Source organism: Mycobacterium sp. E2479 (assembly GCF_001667925.1).
GTDB lineage: Bacteria > Actinomycetota > Actinomycetes > Mycobacteriales > Mycobacteriaceae > Mycobacterium.
On sequence record NZ_LZJR01000096.1, the window covers coordinates 225,585 to 243,801 of the forward strand.

Here is an 18,217-nt window from a genome sequence, read left to right on the forward strand (position 1 = left end):
GCGATCACCACGAACCAGATGCTGCTAGTCGAGGGCGGTGCGCAGCGACGCCACCGCGGCCTCGATCGAGCCGCTGGTCGAGTAGCCGGCCGCCAGCCGGTGCCCCCCGCCGCCGAACCCGGACGCGACCGACGCCAAATCCACCGCGGCTTTGGCCCGCATCGACACCGACCACTGCTGCGGCGCGACCTCTTTGAATACCGCGGCCACCTCCGCCTGCTGCGTGGTCCGCACGATGTCGACGACGCTTTCGACTTCCTCTGGCCGTGAACCGACCCAATCCTGGTGGTCGACAACGGCATACACCAGCCCGCGGCCGCCCGCGGCCTCCGGCAACAGCTGGGCGGAGGCCAGCACCCGCGATAGCAACGGCAGCCATCCGAACGGGTGGCTGTCCAGCAGGGTGCGGCTGATCGCGGCGTTGTCGACGCCGCCGTCGACCAGCCGAGCGGCCAGCCGCAGGGCTCGCCCGCTGGCCCAGCGGAACGAGCCGGTGTCGGTGGTCAGTCCGGCATAGATGCAGTGCGCGACATCGGGATCGATGGGCTTGCCCCAGGCGTCGAGAATGTCGGCGATCATCATCGTCGTCGAATCGGCAGACACGTCAATGAAATTGGCGGTGCCGAAGACATCATTGGAGGCGTGGTGGTCGATGACCAACACCTCGTCGGCCGCCACCGCCAAGTCGCTCAGCGCGCCCAGCCGCTTGACGCTCGGAACATCAACGGTGACAACCAAATCGGCGTCGCGACGCATCGCATCGGGACTGACCAGCAGCCCGCAGCCGGGCAACGACGCCAACGACTCGGGCAGTCCCGCCGGCTCGGCGAAACTCACCTCGACGTGCTTGCCGCACTTGTCCAGCACCAGCCCCAGCGCCAGCCCAGCGCCGATGGTGTCGGCATCGGGATGCACGTGTGCGATCACCGCGACCGTGTCGGCGTGCGACAGCAATTCGACCGCGCCTGCGGCGTCGACGCGCGCCCCCACCCTGGGGCCGCCGCCCAGCTCAGTATTCGTGTTCGTTGTCGTCACCGATACTCCCGTCGAAGCCGGGCTCCCCACCCGATCCGCTCTCCCGGTATGGATCGGCCTCCCCAGCCGGCTTGGCCCCCGAACGGACCCGCGCCAGATCAGCATCCGCCGCGCGCGCCCGCGCGAGCAACTCGTCCATTCGCTGCACGTTGTCCAACGTGGTATCGCGGGTGAACGTCAGCGTGGGCGTGAAGCGCACGCCGGTGCCGGCCCCGACCATCGTGCGCAGCGCGCCCTTGGCCCGTTCCAGGGCGGCCGCAGCAGCCCCGTAATCCGGCTCGTCGTCCAGCGTGCGTCCCATCACCGTGTAGAACACCGTGGCATCGTGCAGATCGGCGGTCACCTTCGCGTCGACGATGGTGACCCCCTCCAGCCCGGGATCCTTGATCTCGAACTCGATCGCCGAGGCGACGATCGTGTTGATCCGCTTGGCCAAACGGCGCGCCCGGGCCGGGTCGGCCATCAGGTGCGCTCCTTCTGGACCAACTCGTAGGACTCGATGATGTCGCCTTCCTTGAGGTCGGAGTACCCCAGCGTCATACCGCACTCGAAGCCCTCGCGGACCTCGGTCACGTCGTCCTTCTCCCGTCGCAGCGAGGTGATCGTGAGGTTGTCGGTGACCACGATGTTGTCCCGCAGCAACCGCGCCTTGGCGTTGCGGCGCACGATGCCGCTGCTGATCATGCAACCGGCGATGATGCCGACCTTGGAGGACCGGAAGATCGCCCGAATCTCGGCGCGACCCAGCTGGTTCTCCTCGTAGATCGGCTTGAGCATGCCGCGCAGGGCCTTCTCGATCTCGTCGATCGCCTGGTAGATCACCGAGTAGTAGCGGATCTCCACACCCTCGCGGTTAGCGAGCTCGGTGGCCTTGCCTTCGGCACGTACGTTGAAGCCGATGATCACCGCGTCCGAGGCCGACGCCAGGTTGACGTTGGTCTCGGTGATGCCGCCGACGCCGCGGTCGATGACGCGCAGCGCCACCTCGTCGTCGACCTGGATGCCCATCAGGGCCTCTTCCAGCGCCTCGACCGTACCGGCGTTGTCGCCCTTGAGGATCAGGTTCAGCTGGCTGGTTTCCTTCAGCGCCGAGTCCAGGTCCTCCAGGCTGATCCGCTTGCGGGAACGCGCGGCGAGCGCGTTGCGCTTGCGGGCGCTGCGCTTGTCGGCGATCTGGCGGGCGATGCGATCCTCGTCGACGACGAGCAGGTTGTCACCCGCCCCGGGCACCGACGTGAAACCGATGACCTGCACCGGCCGCGACGGCAGCGCCTCTTCGACGTCCTCGCCATGCTCGTCGACCATGCGACGAACCCGGCCGTACGCGTCGCCGGCGACCACCGAGTCGCCGACCCGCAGCGTGCCGCGCTGCACCAGCACCGTGGCGACCGGACCGCGACCGCGGTCCAGGTGCGCCTCGATCGCCACACCCTGGGCCTCCATGTCGGGGTTGGCCCGCAGGTCCAGGGCCGCGTCGGCGGTCAGCAGCACCGCCTCGAGCAGCTGCTCGATGTTGGTGCCCTGCTTGGCGGAGATATCGACGAACATCGTGTCGCCACCGAAATCCTCTGCCACCAAACCATATTCGGTGAGCTGCCCGCGGATCTTGGCCGGGTCGGCACCCTCAACGTCAATCTTGTTGACCGCCACTACAATCGGCACGTCGGCCGCCTGGGCGTGGTTGATGGCCTCCACCGTCTGCGGCATGACGCCGTCGTCGGCGGCGACCACCAGGATGGCGATGTCGGTGGCCTTCGCACCGCGGGCACGCATGGCGGTGAACGCCTCGTGACCTGGGGTGTCGATGAAGGTGATCGGCCGTTCGACCCCGTCGTGTTCGACGGCCACCTGGTAGGCACCGATGTGCTGGGTGATGCCACCCGCCTCGGCTTCCCGCACGCTGGCGTTCCGGATGGTGTCCAGCAGTCGGGTTTTACCGTGGTCGACGTGACCCATCACGGTCACCACCGGCGGCCGGGTCTGCAGGTCTTCCTCGCCGCCCTCGTCCTCGCCGTAGCTCAGATCGAAGGACTCCAGCAGCTCGCGGTCTTCGTCCTCGGGGCTGACGACCTGGACGACGTAGTTCATCTCGCTGCCCAGCAGCTCGAGCGTCTCGTCGCCAACCGATTGCGTGGCGGTGACCATCTCGCCGAGGTTGAACAGCGCCTGCACCAGCGAAGCCGGGTTGGCGTTTATCTTGTCGGCGAAGTCGCTCAGCGACGCGCCGCGAGCCAGGCGGATGGTCTCGCCATTGCCGTGTGGCAACCGCACTCCGCCCACCACCGGCGCCTGCATGTTCTCGTATTCGGCGCGTTTCGCCCGCTTCGACTTGCGGCCCCGTCGCGGCGCACCGCCGGGACGGCCGAAAGCGCCGGCGGCACCGCCGCGCTGGCCGGGACGGCCACCGCCGCCACCACCGGGACGGCCACGGAAACCGCCGCCGCCTCCGGGCGGGGCACCGACTCCACCGCCACCGCCGCCGCGGTAGTTGCCGCCTCCTCCGTCACGACCGCCGGGACCACCGGGACGGCCACCGCCGGGACGCGGCGCGCCGGGCCGAGCCGGGCGGCCCGGCCCACCGGCACCGGCGGGTCGAGGCGGCATGTTGCCCGGGGAAGCGCCGCCCGGCCGCGGCGCGCCGGGGCGGGGTGCTCCCGGACGGGGCGCCTGCGGACGCGGGATGGACCGGTCGACGGGCTGCGCCGACGAGAACGGGTTATTGCCGACGCGCGGGGCGCGGGGCTTGGGCATCGGGCCCGGGCGCGGGCCCGGCGTCATACCGGGGCGCGGCGCTTGCCCGGGCGCGGGCGGTTTCGGCTGCCCCGGAGACGGCGCGGACGGATGTGTGGGAGCGGGGCCCGGGCGGGCCGGGGCCTCGGCGGAGGCCTGGGGACCGGCGGGCTTGGCGGGCGTCGCCGTCGCTTCGCCGTTGCCACCCGCGCTGCCGATGGCGCTGTCGAGGGCCTTGTCGAGCGATTTGTCGGGGGCCTTGGCGGCCTTGGCCGCGGCTTTCGCGGGGGCCTTCTCGGCGGCCTTGCCGCCGCCGAAGGACTCGCGCAGCCGACGAGCCACCGGGGCTTCTACCGTCGACGATGCGGATTTGACGAATTCGCCCTGATCATTCAGCCGGGCGAGAACTTCCTTGCTGGTGACACCGAGTTCCTTAGCCAACTCGTGTACGCGGGCCTTACCTGCCACTACATCTCCTGTCTATGAGGCGACAGTTGTGGGGCCGCGCCTCGGGGATTAGCTGTAACGCATAGGAATGCGAGTCATCGGGACTTCACGGTGTGCTCATGTTCTTTGCTACCTGTTCTGTTGCCGGGCGGCCGGACGCACAGAGAAACTCTATGTGCTCGACCACCGCGGATGTATCCGGTGAACCGGTGATGCGCAGCGCTTTTGTGAAAGCCCGCCGCCGGATTGCCTGTTGTGCGCACTGCGGTCCGGGATGCAGCCACGCACCCCGCCCCGGCAGGCTGTTACCTGTGTCAACGATCACGGCGAAGCCACCGTTCCCGTTCGGCACAGCCACCACTCGAAGCAGCTCGACGGCCAGCTCTCGCTTCCGGCACCCGACACACGTCCGTACGGGTCCACCCGCATGACGGTGCGCCAAGGTCGAAGGCTCACGCTGGATCACGGCTCAGTCTAGCGTCACCGAATCGATGGTCAGAACCACCCGAGGGTGGGCAGCTGCAGGCCCGCCCGGGCGCTAGCGGTCGTGCGCCATTCCGTGGGTGGCACCGTGTTCGGACTGGCTCTCCGAATGCCCCCCGGGACCGCCGGGCGAGTCCCCGCGGATGTCGATGCGCCAGCCGGTGAGCCGGGCCGCCAGGCGCGCGTTCTGGCCCTCCTTGCCGATGGCCAGCGACAACTGGAAGTCGGGTACCACCACGCGAGCGGCGCGAGCCGCCTGGTCGATGATCGAGACCGACACCACCTTCGCCGGCGACAGCGCGTTGGCGACAAAGCGCGCGGGATCCTCGTCGTAGTCGATGATGTCGATTTTCTCGCCGGACAGCTCGCTCATCACGTTGCGGACCCGCTGCCCCATGGGACCGATGCAGGCGCCTTTGGCGTTCAGGCCGGGAAGGTTGGACTTCACCGCGATCTTGGAACGATGGCCGGCTTCCCGGGCCACGGCGACGATCTCCACCGATTCGTCGGCAATCTCGGGAACTTCCAGCGAGAACAACTTTCGAACCAGGTTCGGGTGGGTCCTCGACAGGGTGATCAACGGCTCCCGAGCCCCGCGGGTCACCCCGATCACGTAGCACCGAACGCGGTTGCCGTGCTCGTAGCTTTCGCCCGGAACCTGCTCGGCCGCCGGAATCACACCCTCGGACGCCTTCGTCTCGGTGCCCATCCGGACCACGACCAGGCCGCGCGCATTGGCCCGGCTGTCACGCTGGATGACGCCCGCGACGATCTCCCCCTCGCGGGTGGAGAACTCGCCATAGGTCCGCTCGTTTTCCGCGTCGCGGAAGCGCTGCAGCATGACCTGGCGGGCGGTGGTGGCGGCGATTCGCCCGAAACCCTCGGGGGTGTCGTCCCACTCGCTGATGACGTTGCCGTCTTCGTCGGTCTCCCGGGCGATCACCCGGACGACTCCCGTCTTGCGGTCGATTTCGATCCGCGCGTCGTTCTGGTGACCTTCGGTATGCCGGTAGGCGGTGAGCAGCGCCGACTTGATCGTCTCGAGCAGCTCGTTGACAGAGATGCCCCGATCCACCTCGATCGCGTGCAGTGCGGCCATGTCGATGTTCATGCTCCGGTCTCCGTCCTCCGGGCCTGACCCATACTCGCCAGTTCCAGCTCCGCTTGGTTAGGAGGCGAAAACTCCACCTGGACAACAGCTTTCGCAATGTCACCGAGTGGGATCTCGCGCACCGCCCAGTCCCGCCCGGCGCGGACCACCAGCGAGATCGCCCCGTCGGTCGTTGCACCGACCCGGCCGGTCAGCTTCGATCCGTCGGACAGGACGACGTCGACCTTGCGGCCGCGGGCCCGGCGGAAGTGCTTCGCGCTGGTCAGCGGGCGGTCTACGCCCGGCGAGGAGACCTCGAGCACGTAGTGGTCGGAGATGGTGTCCACGCCGTCGAGCAACGCCGATGCCGAGCGGGACAGCGCGGCTGCAGTGTCCAGATCGAGGCCGTCGTCGCCGTCGGCGATCACCATGATTCGCGGGGGGCGGGTCCGGGCGTTGATGACCACGTCTTCGATCTCGAAGCCGGCGCGCGCAAACTCTGCACCGAGTAGCTCGATCACCTGCGTCTGCGACGGTAGCCCGGTGGTCACGGCGAGCTCCTCATCTTGAGTTGTCCGGTCATCTGGCGGATGTCGGCGCCCCGTTGGCTTCGCAGATGACTTCCGGTGTCCGGCGGTTCCGACCGTTGCTGTCAGTGGCTGCCCTCTGCGCGAACCAGCTATCAACGATACGCCAGGATTCGCGGTTGACGGCGTGATCGCGTCCTGGCGTCTCGCCCGTCTTCGCCCCGATGGCAGGATGTCCTTGTGCCTAGCGCAGTTCCGTTCATCAGCAGGCGAGACATCCTCGCCGGTGGTGTGGCTTTGGCTGCGCTCGGGGCCGTGCCGACCGCCTGTGGCAAGCCCGCGCCCAAGCCCCCGCCAGTCGAGCAACTGCTGGGGCCGCTCGATCAGGCCCGCCACGACAGTGCGCTGGCGGGCGCCGCCGCCGCGGCCGTCGGGAACCCGCCGCAGGTCGCCGCCGCGCTGGCGGTCGTGGCCAACCAGCGCGCCGCGCATGCCCGCGCGCTGTCCGCGGAGATCGCGCGCGCGACCGGCAAGCTCGCCACGTCGTCCTCGAGCGAAACGCCCACCCCCAGCCAGGCCCAACCGGCCGGGCCGCCACCGCCCCCGCCGCCGGTGTCAGACGTGATCGACGCGTTGCGCGCCTCCGCCGACAGCGCGAGTCGATTGGTGGGCACCGAATCGGGCTACCGGGCCGGACTGCTCGCCTCGATCGTCGCATCCTGCACGGCGTCTTACACGGTTGCGCTAGTGCCCGGGGGGCCGTCGATATGACCTCCGGTAAGGACGCCGACAACACGGCTCTGTGCGACGCGCTGGCCATCGAGCATTCGACGATCTACGGCTACGGCATCGTCTCCGCGCTGTCGCCGCCCAGCGTGAACGACATGGTGGTGGAGGCGCTCACGCAGCACCGCCAGCGCCGCGACGACGTCATCGCGATGCTGAACGCCCGCAAGGTGACCGCCCCGATCGCCGCGCCCGGCTACCAGCTGCCCATGGTGGTGGGCGGTCCGGCCGATGCCGCGCGGCTGGCCGCACGGATGGAGAACGACGGCGCGGGGGCGTGGCGCGTGGTCGCCGAGCACGCGGAGACCGGCGCCGACCGTGCGTTCGCGTCGACGGCCTTGGTACAGAGCGCGGTCATGGCCGCCCGGTGGAACCGCGTGCTGGGCGCCTGGCCCATCACGACCAGCTTCCCCGGCGGCAACGACTAGTGGAGATCGCGAGCGCGGCGAAGCCGGGCGAAGCGGGTCGCCACCATCGGGACTAGTGGAGATCGCGAGCGCGGCAAAGCCGGGCGAAGCGGGTCGCCACCATCGGGACTAGCCGCCCAGTGCCGCCGCGATGTCGGCGGCCAGCGACGGTCCGGTCGCCAGTTCGCGGGTTTGGCCGCCGAAGCGATTGCGCAGCTCCACCACGCCGTCCGCCCAGCCCCGCCCCACCACGACGATCCACGGCACGCCGAGCAGTTCCGCGTCCTTGAACTTCACGCCAGGTGAGGCTTGGCGATCATCGAGCAGCACTTCGATGCCCAACCCGTCCAACTCGGCGGCGAGATTACCGGCACCCGTACGGGCTTCCGCGTCTTTGTTGGCGATCACCAGATGAACGTCGAACGGTGCGACGGCCGACGGCCAGCGCAAACCCAGTTCGTCGTGGTGCTGCTCGGCGATGACGGCCACCATCCGCGACACCCCCAGGCCATAGGAGCCCATGGTCAGGCGGACCGGCTTGCCGTCCTCACCGAGCACATCGACGGTGAAGGCGTCGGTGTATTTACGGCCGAGCTGAAAGATGTGGGCGACCTCGATACCGCGCGCCGAGACCAGCGGGCCCGCGCCATCCGGCGACGGGTCACCGTCGCGCACCTCGGCGGCCTCGATGGTGCCGTCGGCGGTGAAGTCCCGGCCAGCCACCAATCCGACGACGTGCCGCCCGGTTTCGTCGGCCCCGGTGATCCAGCTGGTGCCCTCCACCACCCGCGGATCGACCAGGTAGCGAACGCCGTTGCTTTGCAACGCTTTCGGCCCGATGTACCCCTTCACCAGAAAGGGGTACTTGGCGAAGTCGGCATCGTCGAGCAGCGTGTATTCGGCCGGTTCCAGCGCCGCGCTCAGCCGTTTGTCGTCGATCTCACGGTCCCCCGGCACCCCAATGGCCAGCAACTCCCACTCCCCGCCGGGCTGGCGGACCTTGAGCAGGACGTTCTTCAGCGTGTCGGACGCGGTGACGGTGCGCCCCAAGTCCGCCTGGTTGGCCCAGTCCACCAGGGTGGCGATGGTCGGGGTGTCGCCGGTGTTGTGCACAACCGGCTCGGGCAGCCCATCGATGGGCTGAGCTTCCGGGCGGGCGGTGACGACGGCCTCGACGTTGGCCGCATACCCGGACTCCAGGCACCGCACGAACGTGTCTTCACCGACCGCGCTTTCGGCCAGAAACTCCTCCGATGCGCTGCCGCCCATGGCGCCCGACACGGCGGACACGATGACGTAGCGGACCTGCAGGCGCGAGAAGATCCGCTGATAGGCCTCGCGGTGCGCGTGGTAGCTGGCCTTGAGGCCGGCGTCGTCGATGTCGAACGAGTAGGAGTCCTTCATCAGGAACTCACGGACCCGCAGGATGCCGGCCCGCGGCCGCGCTTCGTCACGATATTTGTTCTGGATCTGATACAGCAGGACAGGAAAGTCTTTGTAGGAGCTGTATTCACCCTTGACGGTCAGGGCGAACAGCTCTTCGTGGGTGGGGCCCAGCAGGTAGTCATTGCCGCGACGGTCTTGCAGCCGGAACACAGAGTCGCCATATTCGGTCCACCGGTTCGTCGTCTCATAGGGTGCGCGCGGCAACAGGGCGGGAAACAAAATCTCTTGTCCGCCAATGGCGTCCATCTCCTCGCGGACGATGCGCTCGATCCGGCGCAGCACCCGCAATCCCAGCGGCAGCCAGCTGTACAGCCCCGGCGCGACGGGCCTTATGTAACCTGCCCGGATCAAAAGCTTGTGGCTGGCGACTTCGGCGTCGGCGGGATCGTCGCGCAAGGTGCGCAAAAACAACTGGGACATCCGGGTGATCACAGCGGGCCAGCCTAGCGTGCTGCGAAGAGGGTCCGTGCGGGGTGAGCTAGAGCTCCCCGGCGTCCATCGCGTCCTTGACCTCCTGCGCGTGCGCAACCTGGTCGGGGGTATAGCCGATCAGCAGCGCTGCGCCGCCGACGATTACGGCCACGCCGGCCACCCACAGCAGCCCATAGGTGTAGCCGTGGTCCAGCGCGGACAACTGCGCATCGCTCATGAACTTCACCGGTCCGTTGGTGCCGCCCAGATACAGGGTCCGAGAGGTGATGACGGCCTGGATGACGGCCAGCACCAGCGGGCCGCCCAGGCTCTGCAGCATCAGCGTCACCGCCGATACCGGACCGATCTGATCGAAGCCCACGCCGGCGATGGCCGACAGCGTCAGCGGGACGACGGCCATACCGATGCCGATCCCGCCGACCACGATGGGCAGCACCAGGTTGGGGAAGTACGCGACACCGCGGTGCATGAATGCCCAGCCGTACAGCATCGCCCAGAACAGCAGGATCCCGCCCCCGATGGTCAGCACCCGCGGCGAGAACCGCGACACCAGCTGCGAGGAAACGCCGAGGCCGATTCCCATTGCGATGACGAACGGGATGAAGCCAACGCCGGCGCGCAGCGCGCTGTAACCGAGGATGTCTTGTACGTACAGACCGATGCACACGGTCAGGCTGAACATGAGCCCGCCGGCCAGGAAGATGGCGGTGAAGGTGACCGACCGGTTGCGGTCACGGAACAGGTTGAACGGGACGACGGGGTTTTCGGCCGTGCGCTCGACGATGACGAAGGCGAGGGCGGCACCGAGCGCCACCACGCCAGACCCGATCGTCGTGATCGACACCCAGCCCTTTTCCGGACCCATCGAGAAGGCGAACACGGCCGCGGTGCATGCCAGGGTGGCCAGCACGGCACCGGTGGCGTCGAGCTTCATTCGCTCGCGGTTGGTTTCGCGCAGCGCGGTGCGGGCCAAGTAGATCATCACCAGGCCGATCGGCACATTCACCAGGAACGCCAGCCGCCACGACACTTCGGTGAGGGCGCCGCCGACCACCAGACCCATCACCGACCCGACCGCCGTCATCGCCGCGAACACCGCAGTCGCGAAGTTACGGGCGGGCCCCTTGGGGAAGGTGGTCGCCACCAGCGCCAGACCGGTCGGCGACGCGATGGCCGACCCGATGCCCTGTGACAGCCGCGCGATGACCATGGTCGCCTCGTCCCAGGCGACCGCGCACAGCACAGATGAGATGGTGAAGAGCGCAACACCGACGATGAATGTGCGCTTGCGCCCAATGGTGTCACCGAGGCGACCGCCCAGCAGCATCAGCCCGCCGAACGTCAGCACGTAGGCGGTAATGACCCAGCTGCGGCCGGCGTCGGAAAGGCTGAGTTCGTTTTGGATCTTGGGCAGCGCGACGATGGCGACGGTGCTGTCCATCGTCGCGAGCAGCTGCATACCGCCGATCGCGATGACCGCCGCGATGAAGCGTCGAGAAGGCAGCCACGCCGGGTAGTACTTGCTGATGCGCTTCAGGGCGGTCTCCGCCGGGGGCTTGGAGGCGGTCTCCGCCGGGAGCGCAGTGCTCGCCGGGGCCGGACGATCGGGGCGCGCCGAGGCCAGTTTCTGCCCTGCGCGCTCTGCATCGTTGAGAGCCGTCATAAAGGGTTACCTTACAGTAATCTTAAGAACCGTTTAAAGCCCGAAGGCCGCCACAGCACCGATCACGATGATCGCGGGAGGTCGGATACCGTCGGCACTCATCTTCTCCGGCGTGTCGACCAGGGTAGCCCGCAAAGTGTGTTGAGCGGCAGTTGTTCCATGCTGAACCACCAGCACCGGAGTATCCGCAGGTCGTCCGCCTTTGAGCAGGGCGTCGACGAAAAGTTCGATGCGTTCGACCGCCATCAGCAAAACAATCGTGCCTGACATTGCGGCCAGTGCATCCCAATTCACTAACGATTCGGGATGGCCGGGCGGCAGATGGCCGCTGACCACCACGAACTCATGATTTATCGCGCGGTGAGTGACCGGAACGCCCGCCAAAGCGGGCACTCCTATGGCACTTGTCACACCGGGCACCACCGTCACCGAGATTCCGGCCTCGACGCACGCCAGCACTTCTTCATATCCGCGAGCGAACACGAAGGGATCGCCGCCTTTGAGACGCACCACGAAGCTGCCGGCGCGGGCGCGTTCGATCATGACGTCATTAATGGCGTCCTGGGCCATGGCCCGCCCGTATGGGATCTTGGCGGCGTCGATGACTTCGACATGTGGGGGCAGCTCGGCCAGCAGCTCCGGTGGCGCGAGACGGTCGGCGACCACGACGTCGGCCTGGGCCAGCAGCCGCCGGCCGCGCACGGTGATCAGTTCGGGGTCGCCGGGCCCGCCGCCGACGAGCGCGACGCCGCCCTTGACCGCGTCCGAACCCACCGGGCTGTCGGGCGTGATGAGCCCGGTCTGCAACGCCTCGCGGATGGCCGAGCGGATCGCCGCCGACCGGCGGTGGTCGCCGCCGGCCAGTACGCCGACGGACAACCCGGCATAGTCGAAAGACGCTGGGGTCACTGCGGTCCCCTCGACCGCGATATCGGCGCGGACGCAAAAGATGCGGCGGCTTTCGGCCTCGGCGACCACGGCCTCGTTCACTTGTGCGTCGTCGGTGGCCGCGATCGCGTACCAGGCTCCGTCGAGGTCGCCTTCGCGGTATTCGCGTAGTGCCAGGGTGATTCCCGTCATCGCTTCGACCGACCTGGTGGCGCTACGGGAGATGACGTGAACGTCGGCGCCGCTGGCGATGAGCAAGGGCAGCCGCCGCTGGGCAACGGTGCCGCCGCCGACCACGACGACCTTTTTGCCCGCCAGCCGCAGCCCAGCTAGGTAGGCGCTCTCGGTCACCCGGCAAGCCTAGTGGCGATCGCGAGCGCGGCGAAGCCGGGCGCTGCGGGTCGCCACCATCGATCTAGTGGCGCTGGCGTGTGCGACGAAGCGCGCCACCGCCTGCGGCGCGGCGGCCGGATGGGTGTGCAGATATGACGCGTGCACTCCGGCGTGCACGACGCCGTCGCGCACCCAACCGCCCGCCCGGTCGCCGTCGTGGACCTGGTACATCCAGGCGGGTTGATAGTCCTCAGTGAATGTGACTGTGGTGCGGTGGAATTCGTGCCCCACCGCATGCTGGCCGGCGGTGTACAACGACGAATCCGCCACGGCGACGGCATCGCGATACGCCAGGGCCAGGTGCGACGTGAATCGCCCCTGCCCCGCCAGCACGCCGCACATCGGATGGCCGTCGAGCTCGGAGACCAGGTAGATAAGCCCGGCGCACTCGGCGTGTATCGGCGCACCGGCGGCGGCGAGTTCGTTGATCTGCCGGCGCACGATCTCATTGGCCGACAACTCCGCGGTGAACTGTTCGGGGAAACCGCCGGGCAGCAACACCGCGTCGGTGCCGTCGGGCAACACATCAACGAGCGGATCGAATTCGGTGACCTCGGCGCCCGCGGCCCTCAGCAGCTCCGCGTGTTCGGCGTAGCCGAAACTGAATGCCTTCCCCGACGCCACCGCGACACCGGCACATCCCCCGGGCGTCTCGCCGACCGCCGCCGCGGGATCCCACGGCGGCTGGGCAATTCGGCTGCCGGCGATCGCGGCCAGGGACGGCAAATCGACGTGTCGAGCGACCAAGGCGGTCATCGCATCCACCGCCGATCGCGCGCGCTGGCCGTACTCCACTGCGGTGATCAAGCCCAAATACCTTGTCGGCAGCCCTAATTCGTCCTGTCTCGGGATTGCGCCCAACACCGGAACACCGGCCTGCTCGCAGGCCTGCCGCAGCACCTGCTCATGCCGGGCCGATCCGACCCGGTTCAGGATCACACCGGCGATGCGGGTCGCGGTGTCGTACGTCGAAAAGCCATGCAACAACGCGGCGATGCTCTGGCCTTGGCCGCGCGCATCGACGACCAGGACCACGGGCGCGCCCAGCAGGCCGGCGACGTGGGCCGTCGACCCCGGCGCGGGAGTCGTGGCGGTTTGCCCGATCCGGCCGTCGAACAGTCCCATCACCCCTTCGACCACCGCAATGTCGGCGCCATTTGCACCGTGGGCGTACAGCGGGCCAATCAGGTCCTCGCCCACCAGGATGGGATCGAGGTTGCGGCCGAGCCGGCCGGCGGCCAGACCGTGGTAGCCGGGATCGATGAAGTCCGGGCCGACCTTGAACGGCGCCACGGTGTGGCCCGCGCGCCGCAGAGCTCCCATCAAACCCGTTGCCACCGTAGTCTTTCCGCTACCTGATGCCGGAGCGGCGATGACGACAGCGGGAACACTCACCACTCGATGCCCTTTTGCCCCTTACGCCCGACATCCATCGGATGCTTGACCTTGGCCATCTCGGTCACCAGGTCGGCCGCGTCGATCAGACGCGGCGGCGCGTCGCGTCCCGTGATGACCACGTGCTGATGACCGGGTCGGGAGGTGAGCCGCTGCACCACCTCATCGACGTCCACCCAACCCCACTTGAGCGGATAGGTGAACTCGTCCAGGACGTAGAAGTCGTGTCGCTGATCGGCCAGCCGGCGCGCGATCTCCGTCCATCCATCGGCCGCCGCGGCCGCGTGATCGATGTCGCTGCCCGCCTTGCGCGTCCAGGACCAGCCCGCACCCATCTTGTGCCATTCGACGGGTCCACCGATCTGGTGCTGGTCATGCAACTGGCCCAGCTGGCCGAAAACCGCCTCCTCGCCCACTTTCCACTTAGCGCTTTTGACGAATTGGAACACCGCCACCGACAGCCCGGCATTCCAGGCCCGTAACGCCATTCCGAATGCCGCGGTGGACTTTCCCTTGCCGTCGCCGGTATGGACAGCCAGTACCGGCGTGTGACGGCGCGCCCGCGTAGTCAGGCCGTCATCGGGAACTTGCAGTGGAACGCCCTGTGGCATCAGCGCTTATCCTTTCCGCTCACGCCGCGTCGCGCACCGCGCGCGTCAAGGAATCCGCGTGCAACTGCTCGAGCCGAATGGCCGGCGCGCCGAGTTGGCGGGCCAGTTGCTCGGCCAGGCCCAGCCGCACAAAAGATGTTTCACAGTCGACGACGACGGCGGCGGCACCTTCGGCGACCAACCGTGCCGCCGCGGTACGGCTGCGGCCCAACGGATCCGGGCCGGCCGTGGCGCGGCCGTCGGTCAGCACCACCACTAGCGAGCGCCGGGCTCGGTCACGCGCCTTCTCCCGGACGATGAGTTCACGGGCGGCCAGCAAGCCTTCGGCCAGTGGAGTCTTTCCGCCGGTGTCGAACCGCGCCAGTCGCCGCCCGGCGATGTGCGCCGAGGAGGTCGGCGGCAATAACAGCCGTGCTTGCTGTTCGCGGAAGGTGATCACGGCGACCTTGTCGCGACGCTGATACGCGTCGCGCAGCAGCGACAGCGTGGCGCCGCTTACCGCCGCCATGCGATCGCGCGCGGCCATCGAACCCGATGCGTCAACGACGAAGATCACCAGATTGCCTTCGCGTCCCTCGCGCACGGCGCGCCGCACATCGTCGGGCTGCGGTCGTAGCGGTCCGGCGCCGGCACTTTCGGCGGCCGAGAGCAGGGTGGCGAACAGGTGCAGCCCGTGCCCGGCGCAGCTCGTGTCGTCCGCGTCGGCGGCGCCGATCACGCTGCCGCTCGCGTTTCGGGCCCGTGACCGCCGTCCGGGCGACCCCTCCCCCAGACCCGGAACGCGAAGCGCGCGGGTGCGGAAGGTTCTCGACGGCGGCGCGCTGGGCCGGGTCTTAGGCCGCTGCGCCTTAGCGTTTTCCGGTGAATTGCGTTGCGGAGCATCCTGTTCCGGCTCGGTGCGCTGACCGCCGCCTGGCGGGTCGGGATCGGGGTCCGGATCGGAACCGGCTTGCGCCAGGGCCTCGTCCAGTTGGTCGCGGTCGATGCCCGGGTCGTCGAAGGGATCTCGGCGGCGCCTGTGCGGCAGCGCCAGTTCGGCGGCCACCCGGATGTCCTCTTCCACAACGCTGTCGGCGCCGCGCCAAGCCGCGTGCGCGACGGCGGTGCGAGCGACCACCAGATCGGCGCGCATGCCGTCGACGTCGAACGCCGCACACAACGCCGCGATGCGGCGTAACTCGTTGTCGGGCAAGACCACACGGTCGAGGAGCGCACGTGCCGTAGCGATCCGACGGGCCAGCTCGGCATCGGCGTCGGCATAACGCTCGGCGAAACCGTCCGGGTCGGCCTCGTACGCCATCCGCTGCCGGATGACCTGCACCCGCACCTCGACGTCGCGCGACGCGTGGACGTCGACGGTTAGCCCGAACCGATCCAGCAGCTGCGGACGCAGTTCGCCTTCTTCGGGATTCATGGTGCCGATCAACACGAATCGGGACTCGTGCGAATGCGAGATACCGTCGCGCTCGATGTGCACCCGCCCCATCGCCGCGGCATCGAGCAGCACGTCGACCAGGTGATCGTGCAGCAGGTTGACCTCGTCGACATAGAGTACGCCGCCGTGCGCGCGGGCGAGCAGGCCAGGCGAGAACGCGTGCTCGCCGTCGCGCAGCACCCGCTGCAGGTCCAGCGAGCCGATCACCCGGTCTTCGGTTGCCCCGAGCGGCATTTCGACCAGGCCGGCGTCGCTGCCAGTGGCCTCGGACAGCAACGTCGCCAGGCCACGCACGGCGGTCGACTTGGCGGTGCCCTTCTCGCCGCGGATGAGTGCGCCACCGATCTCCGGGCGCACGGCGCACAGCAGCAGGGCCAGGCGCAGCTGGTCGTGCCCGACGATCGCGCTGAACGGGTAGGGCTTCACGGCGTCTCCGCCATACCCGAACCGGGCCGCAGCATGGGCACGTGCGGAACACCGTCGTCGAGGAAATCGTCTCCGTCGCGGACGAATCCGTGCTGGGCGTACATCTCCGCCAGATAGGTCTGCGCATTGATCCGGCACGGGTAGTCACCCACCTCGGCCAGCGCCGCGCGCAGCAGCCGGGTGGTGTGACCCTGACCGCGCGAATTGCGCTTGGTGCACAACCGCCCGATCCGGAACACCTTTTCTCCCCCGGCATGTTCCTCCATCAGCCGCAGGGTCGAAATCACCTCGCCAGCAGGCGTTTCCAGCCAGAAGTGCCGAGTTTCCGCGAGCAGGTCACGCCCGTCCAGCTCCGGATACGGGATCGCCTGTTCGACAACGAAAACCTCCACCCTGAGCCTGAGTAGCTCGTAGAGTGTCCGGGCGTCAAGGTCTTTGGCCCAAATACGTCGCAGTGCTTCTGTCACTGGCGCCGCTCCTCCTCATCGCTGCGCTCTGCATCGTCGTCAGCGCGTGTCACTGGCGCCGCTCCTCCTCATCGCTGCGCTCTGCATCGTCGTCAGCGCGTGTCATGGGGCGGCGCCCAACCCCAGCGTCTTCGTTCCCCAGGAGAAAACCTCGTCGTACAGCGCCGGTTCATCCGACAGCGTCGCCCCCAGGGACGGAACCATCTCCTTGAGCGCGGGCAGCCACGAGGCAAAGCGGTTGCCAAAGCAGCGTTGCAGGACGCCGAGCATGATAGGCACCGCCGTCGACGCTCCCGGGGAGCCGCCGAGCAGGCCCGCGATGCTGCCGTCGGCGGCGCCCACCACGGTGGTGTCGAAGTCGAGCACACCGCCCTTGCGCTTGTCCCGCCGGATCACCTGCACGCGCTGGCCGGCCAGCGTCAGCTCCCAATCCGGAGCGACCGCGGTCGGAGCGAATTCGCGCAGCATGCGAAGCCGGCCCGGTTCGGACAGCCGCAGCTGGCCGATCAGGTATCTGAGCAGCGTCAGCTGACTGACGCCGACACCGAGCAGTGAGGCCAGGTTGTCCGGCTTGACCGAGCGCGGGAGATCGGTGAAGTGCCCGTGTTTCAAGAACTTCGGTGACCAGCCGGCGTACGGGCCGAACACCAGCCAAGGCTTGCCGTTGACGTAACGCAGGTCCAGATGCAGCGCCCCTAGCGGGGGGGCACCCGGTGCGGGCACGCCATACACTTTGGCCCGGTGTGCGGCGGTGAGCGCCGCGTTGCCGGCGCGCAGGAACCGACCGCCGATCGGGAATCCCGCGAAACCCCTGACCTCGTCGATGCCGGACTTCTGCAGCAGCGGCAGCGCATCACCGCCGGCCCCGACGAAGACGAATTTAGCGTTCAGGCGGTGCTTTTCGCCGGTGCGCCGGTTGCGGATCGATAGCGTCCACGTGCCGTCGGACTGCCTTGACAGGTTGCGGACCTCGTGGCCGAACAGCGCGGTCGCGCCGCTGCGCACACAGAAACCTACGAGTTGTCGTGACAGGGCGCCGAAGTCGACGTCGGTGCCGTTGGGCGCCCAGTTGAGAGCCGTCGGTTCGGAGAAGTCACGTCCGGCCGCCATGAAGGGTAACCGGCGGGCGAACTCGCCCGGGTCGTCGATCAACTCAGTGCCGGCGAACAGCGGGTTGGGCGCCAATGCCTGCTGTCGGCGCCGCAGATAGTCGACCCGCTGCGCGCCACGCACGAAGCTCGCATGCGGGACTGCGGTGACGAAGCGTCGGTCGGTCAAAATCCCGTTCTCGACGGCGTAGGCCCAGAACTGGCGGGTCACCTGGAATTGCTCGTTGATGCGCACCGCTTTGCTGATGTCGATCGAGCCGTCGGCGCGCTGCGGGGTGTAGTTCAGCTCGCACAGCGCCGAGTGCCCGGTGCCCGCGTTGTTCCACGGGCTACTGCTCTCGGCGGCGACGGCGTCCAGACGCTCCACGAAGGTCATCGACCAATCCGGCTGCAACCGGCGCAGCAAGGCTCCCAGCGTCGCGCTCATGATGCCCGCGCCTACCAGCA

The 18,217-nt window shown here is 68.2% G+C and carries 16 protein-coding genes; 2 read left to right on the top strand and 14 right to left on the bottom strand.

Annotation, left to right across the window (positions count from 1 at the left end):
• Positions 1–24 precede the first annotated feature (24 nt).
• From A5686_RS16010 to rimP, 6 genes are all read right to left on the bottom strand, one after another.
• Positions 25–1,035 (bottom strand): bifunctional oligoribonuclease/PAP phosphatase NrnA, encoded by a 1,011-nt coding sequence (locus A5686_RS16010; RefSeq protein WP_156750096.1) that lies wholly within the window; start codon positions 1,033–1,035, stop codon positions 25–27.
• Positions 1,010–1,498, bottom strand: coding sequence for a 30S ribosome-binding factor RbfA (gene rbfA / locus A5686_RS16015; protein ID WP_067936009.1), 489 nt, complete (start codon positions 1,496–1,498; stop codon positions 1,010–1,012). The genes A5686_RS16010 and rbfA overlap by 26 nt, the downstream gene beginning before the upstream one ends.
• A complete protein-coding gene (gene infB, locus A5686_RS16020) occupies positions 1,498–4,233 on the bottom strand; it encodes a translation initiation factor IF-2 (protein WP_067936012.1) in 2,736 nt (911 codons plus the stop codon). The genes rbfA and infB overlap by 1 nt, the downstream gene beginning before the upstream one ends.
• A gap of 85 nt (positions 4,234–4,318) precedes the next feature.
• A complete protein-coding gene (locus A5686_RS26735; protein ID WP_197520590.1) occupies positions 4,319–4,678 on the bottom strand; it encodes a YlxR family protein in 360 nt (119 codons plus the stop codon).
• 72 nt (positions 4,679–4,750) lie between these two features.
• On the bottom strand, positions 4,751–5,806 hold the full coding sequence (gene nusA / locus A5686_RS16025) for a transcription termination factor NusA (protein WP_067936016.1): 1,056 nt from the start codon (positions 5,804–5,806) through the stop codon (positions 4,751–4,753).
• The gene (gene rimP, locus A5686_RS16030; protein WP_067936019.1) at positions 5,803–6,336 is read right to left on the bottom strand and encodes a ribosome maturation factor RimP; all 534 of its coding nucleotides are present in this window, start codon (positions 6,334–6,336) and stop codon (positions 5,803–5,805) included. Before rimP ends, nusA begins: the two co-directional genes overlap by 4 nt.
• Positions 6,337–6,552: 216 nt before the next feature.
• Between rimP and A5686_RS16035 the strand changes: the two genes are divergently transcribed.
• Complete coding sequence (locus A5686_RS16035; RefSeq protein WP_067936021.1) at positions 6,553–7,083, top strand: hypothetical protein; 531 nt, start codon at positions 6,553–6,555, stop codon at positions 7,081–7,083.
• Positions 7,080–7,526: a ferritin-like domain-containing protein gene (locus A5686_RS16040; protein ID WP_067936024.1), complete on the top strand. Its 447-nt coding sequence runs from the start codon at positions 7,080–7,082 to the stop codon at positions 7,524–7,526. The genes A5686_RS16035 and A5686_RS16040 overlap by 4 nt, the downstream gene beginning before the upstream one ends.
• Before the next feature lie 108 nt (positions 7,527–7,634).
• Here A5686_RS16040 and A5686_RS16045 read toward each other — a convergent pair whose 3' ends face one another.
• The 8 genes from A5686_RS16045 to mqo form a co-directional block, all read right to left on the bottom strand.
• Positions 7,635–9,383 carry a proline--tRNA ligase gene (locus A5686_RS16045; protein WP_067936030.1) on the bottom strand — a complete coding sequence of 583 codons (1,749 nt, stop codon included), beginning with the start codon at positions 9,381–9,383 and terminating at the stop codon, positions 7,635–7,637.
• A gap of 46 nt (positions 9,384–9,429) precedes the next feature.
• Complete coding sequence (locus tag A5686_RS16050) at positions 9,430–11,046, bottom strand: MFS transporter (RefSeq protein WP_067936036.1); 1,617 nt, start codon at positions 11,044–11,046, stop codon at positions 9,430–9,432.
• A gap of 33 nt (positions 11,047–11,079) precedes the next feature.
• Complete coding sequence (gene cobA / locus A5686_RS16055; RefSeq protein ID WP_067936039.1) at positions 11,080–12,285, bottom strand: uroporphyrinogen-III C-methyltransferase; 1,206 nt, start codon at positions 12,283–12,285, stop codon at positions 11,080–11,082.
• 9 nt (positions 12,286–12,294) lie between these two features.
• Positions 12,295–13,722 carry a cobyrinate a,c-diamide synthase gene (locus A5686_RS16060; protein WP_067936241.1) on the bottom strand — a complete coding sequence of 476 codons (1,428 nt, stop codon included), beginning with the start codon at positions 13,720–13,722 and terminating at the stop codon, positions 12,295–12,297.
• Positions 13,719–14,333: a cob(I)yrinic acid a,c-diamide adenosyltransferase gene (gene cobO, locus A5686_RS16065; protein ID WP_067936046.1), complete on the bottom strand. Its 615-nt coding sequence runs from the start codon at positions 14,331–14,333 to the stop codon at positions 13,719–13,721. The genes A5686_RS16060 and cobO overlap by 4 nt, the downstream gene beginning before the upstream one ends.
• Positions 14,334–14,352: 19 nt before the next feature.
• The gene (locus A5686_RS16070; protein ID WP_067936049.1) at positions 14,353–16,194 is read right to left on the bottom strand and encodes a magnesium chelatase subunit D family protein; all 1,842 of its coding nucleotides are present in this window, start codon (positions 16,192–16,194) and stop codon (positions 14,353–14,355) included.
• Positions 16,191–16,661, bottom strand: coding sequence for a GNAT family N-acetyltransferase (locus A5686_RS16075; protein ID WP_067936052.1), 471 nt, complete (start codon positions 16,659–16,661; stop codon positions 16,191–16,193). The genes A5686_RS16070 and A5686_RS16075 overlap by 4 nt, the downstream gene beginning before the upstream one ends.
• A gap of 102 nt (positions 16,662–16,763) precedes the next feature.
• A complete protein-coding gene (mqo, locus tag A5686_RS16080; RefSeq protein WP_369829711.1) occupies positions 16,764–18,197 on the bottom strand; it encodes a malate dehydrogenase (quinone) in 1,434 nt (477 codons plus the stop codon).
• Between the last annotated feature and the right edge of the window lie 20 nt (positions 18,198–18,217).

What these genes read in the sequence shown, in the direction of transcription:
- A5686_RS16050 (WP_067936036.1), bottom strand. Translation starts at nt 11,046, where the DNA reads ATGACGGCTCTCAACGATGCAGAGCGCGCAGGGCAGAAACTGGCCTCG.
- nusA (WP_067936016.1), bottom strand. Translation starts at nt 5,806, where the DNA reads ATGAACATCGACATGGCCGCACTGCACGCGATCGAGGTGGATCGGGGC.
- cobO (WP_067936046.1), bottom strand. Translation starts at nt 14,333, where the DNA reads ATGCCACAGGGCGTTCCACTGCAAGTTCCCGATGACGGCCTGACTACG.
- mqo (WP_369829711.1), bottom strand. Translation starts at nt 18,197, where the DNA reads ATGAGCGCGACGCTGGGAGCCTTGCTGCGCCGGTTGCAGCCGGATTGG.
- A5686_RS16040 (WP_067936024.1), top strand. Translation starts at nt 7,080, where the DNA reads ATGACCTCCGGTAAGGACGCCGACAACACGGCTCTGTGCGACGCGCTG.
- rbfA (WP_067936009.1), bottom strand. Translation starts at nt 1,498, where the DNA reads ATGGCCGACCCGGCCCGGGCGCGCCGTTTGGCCAAGCGGATCAACACG.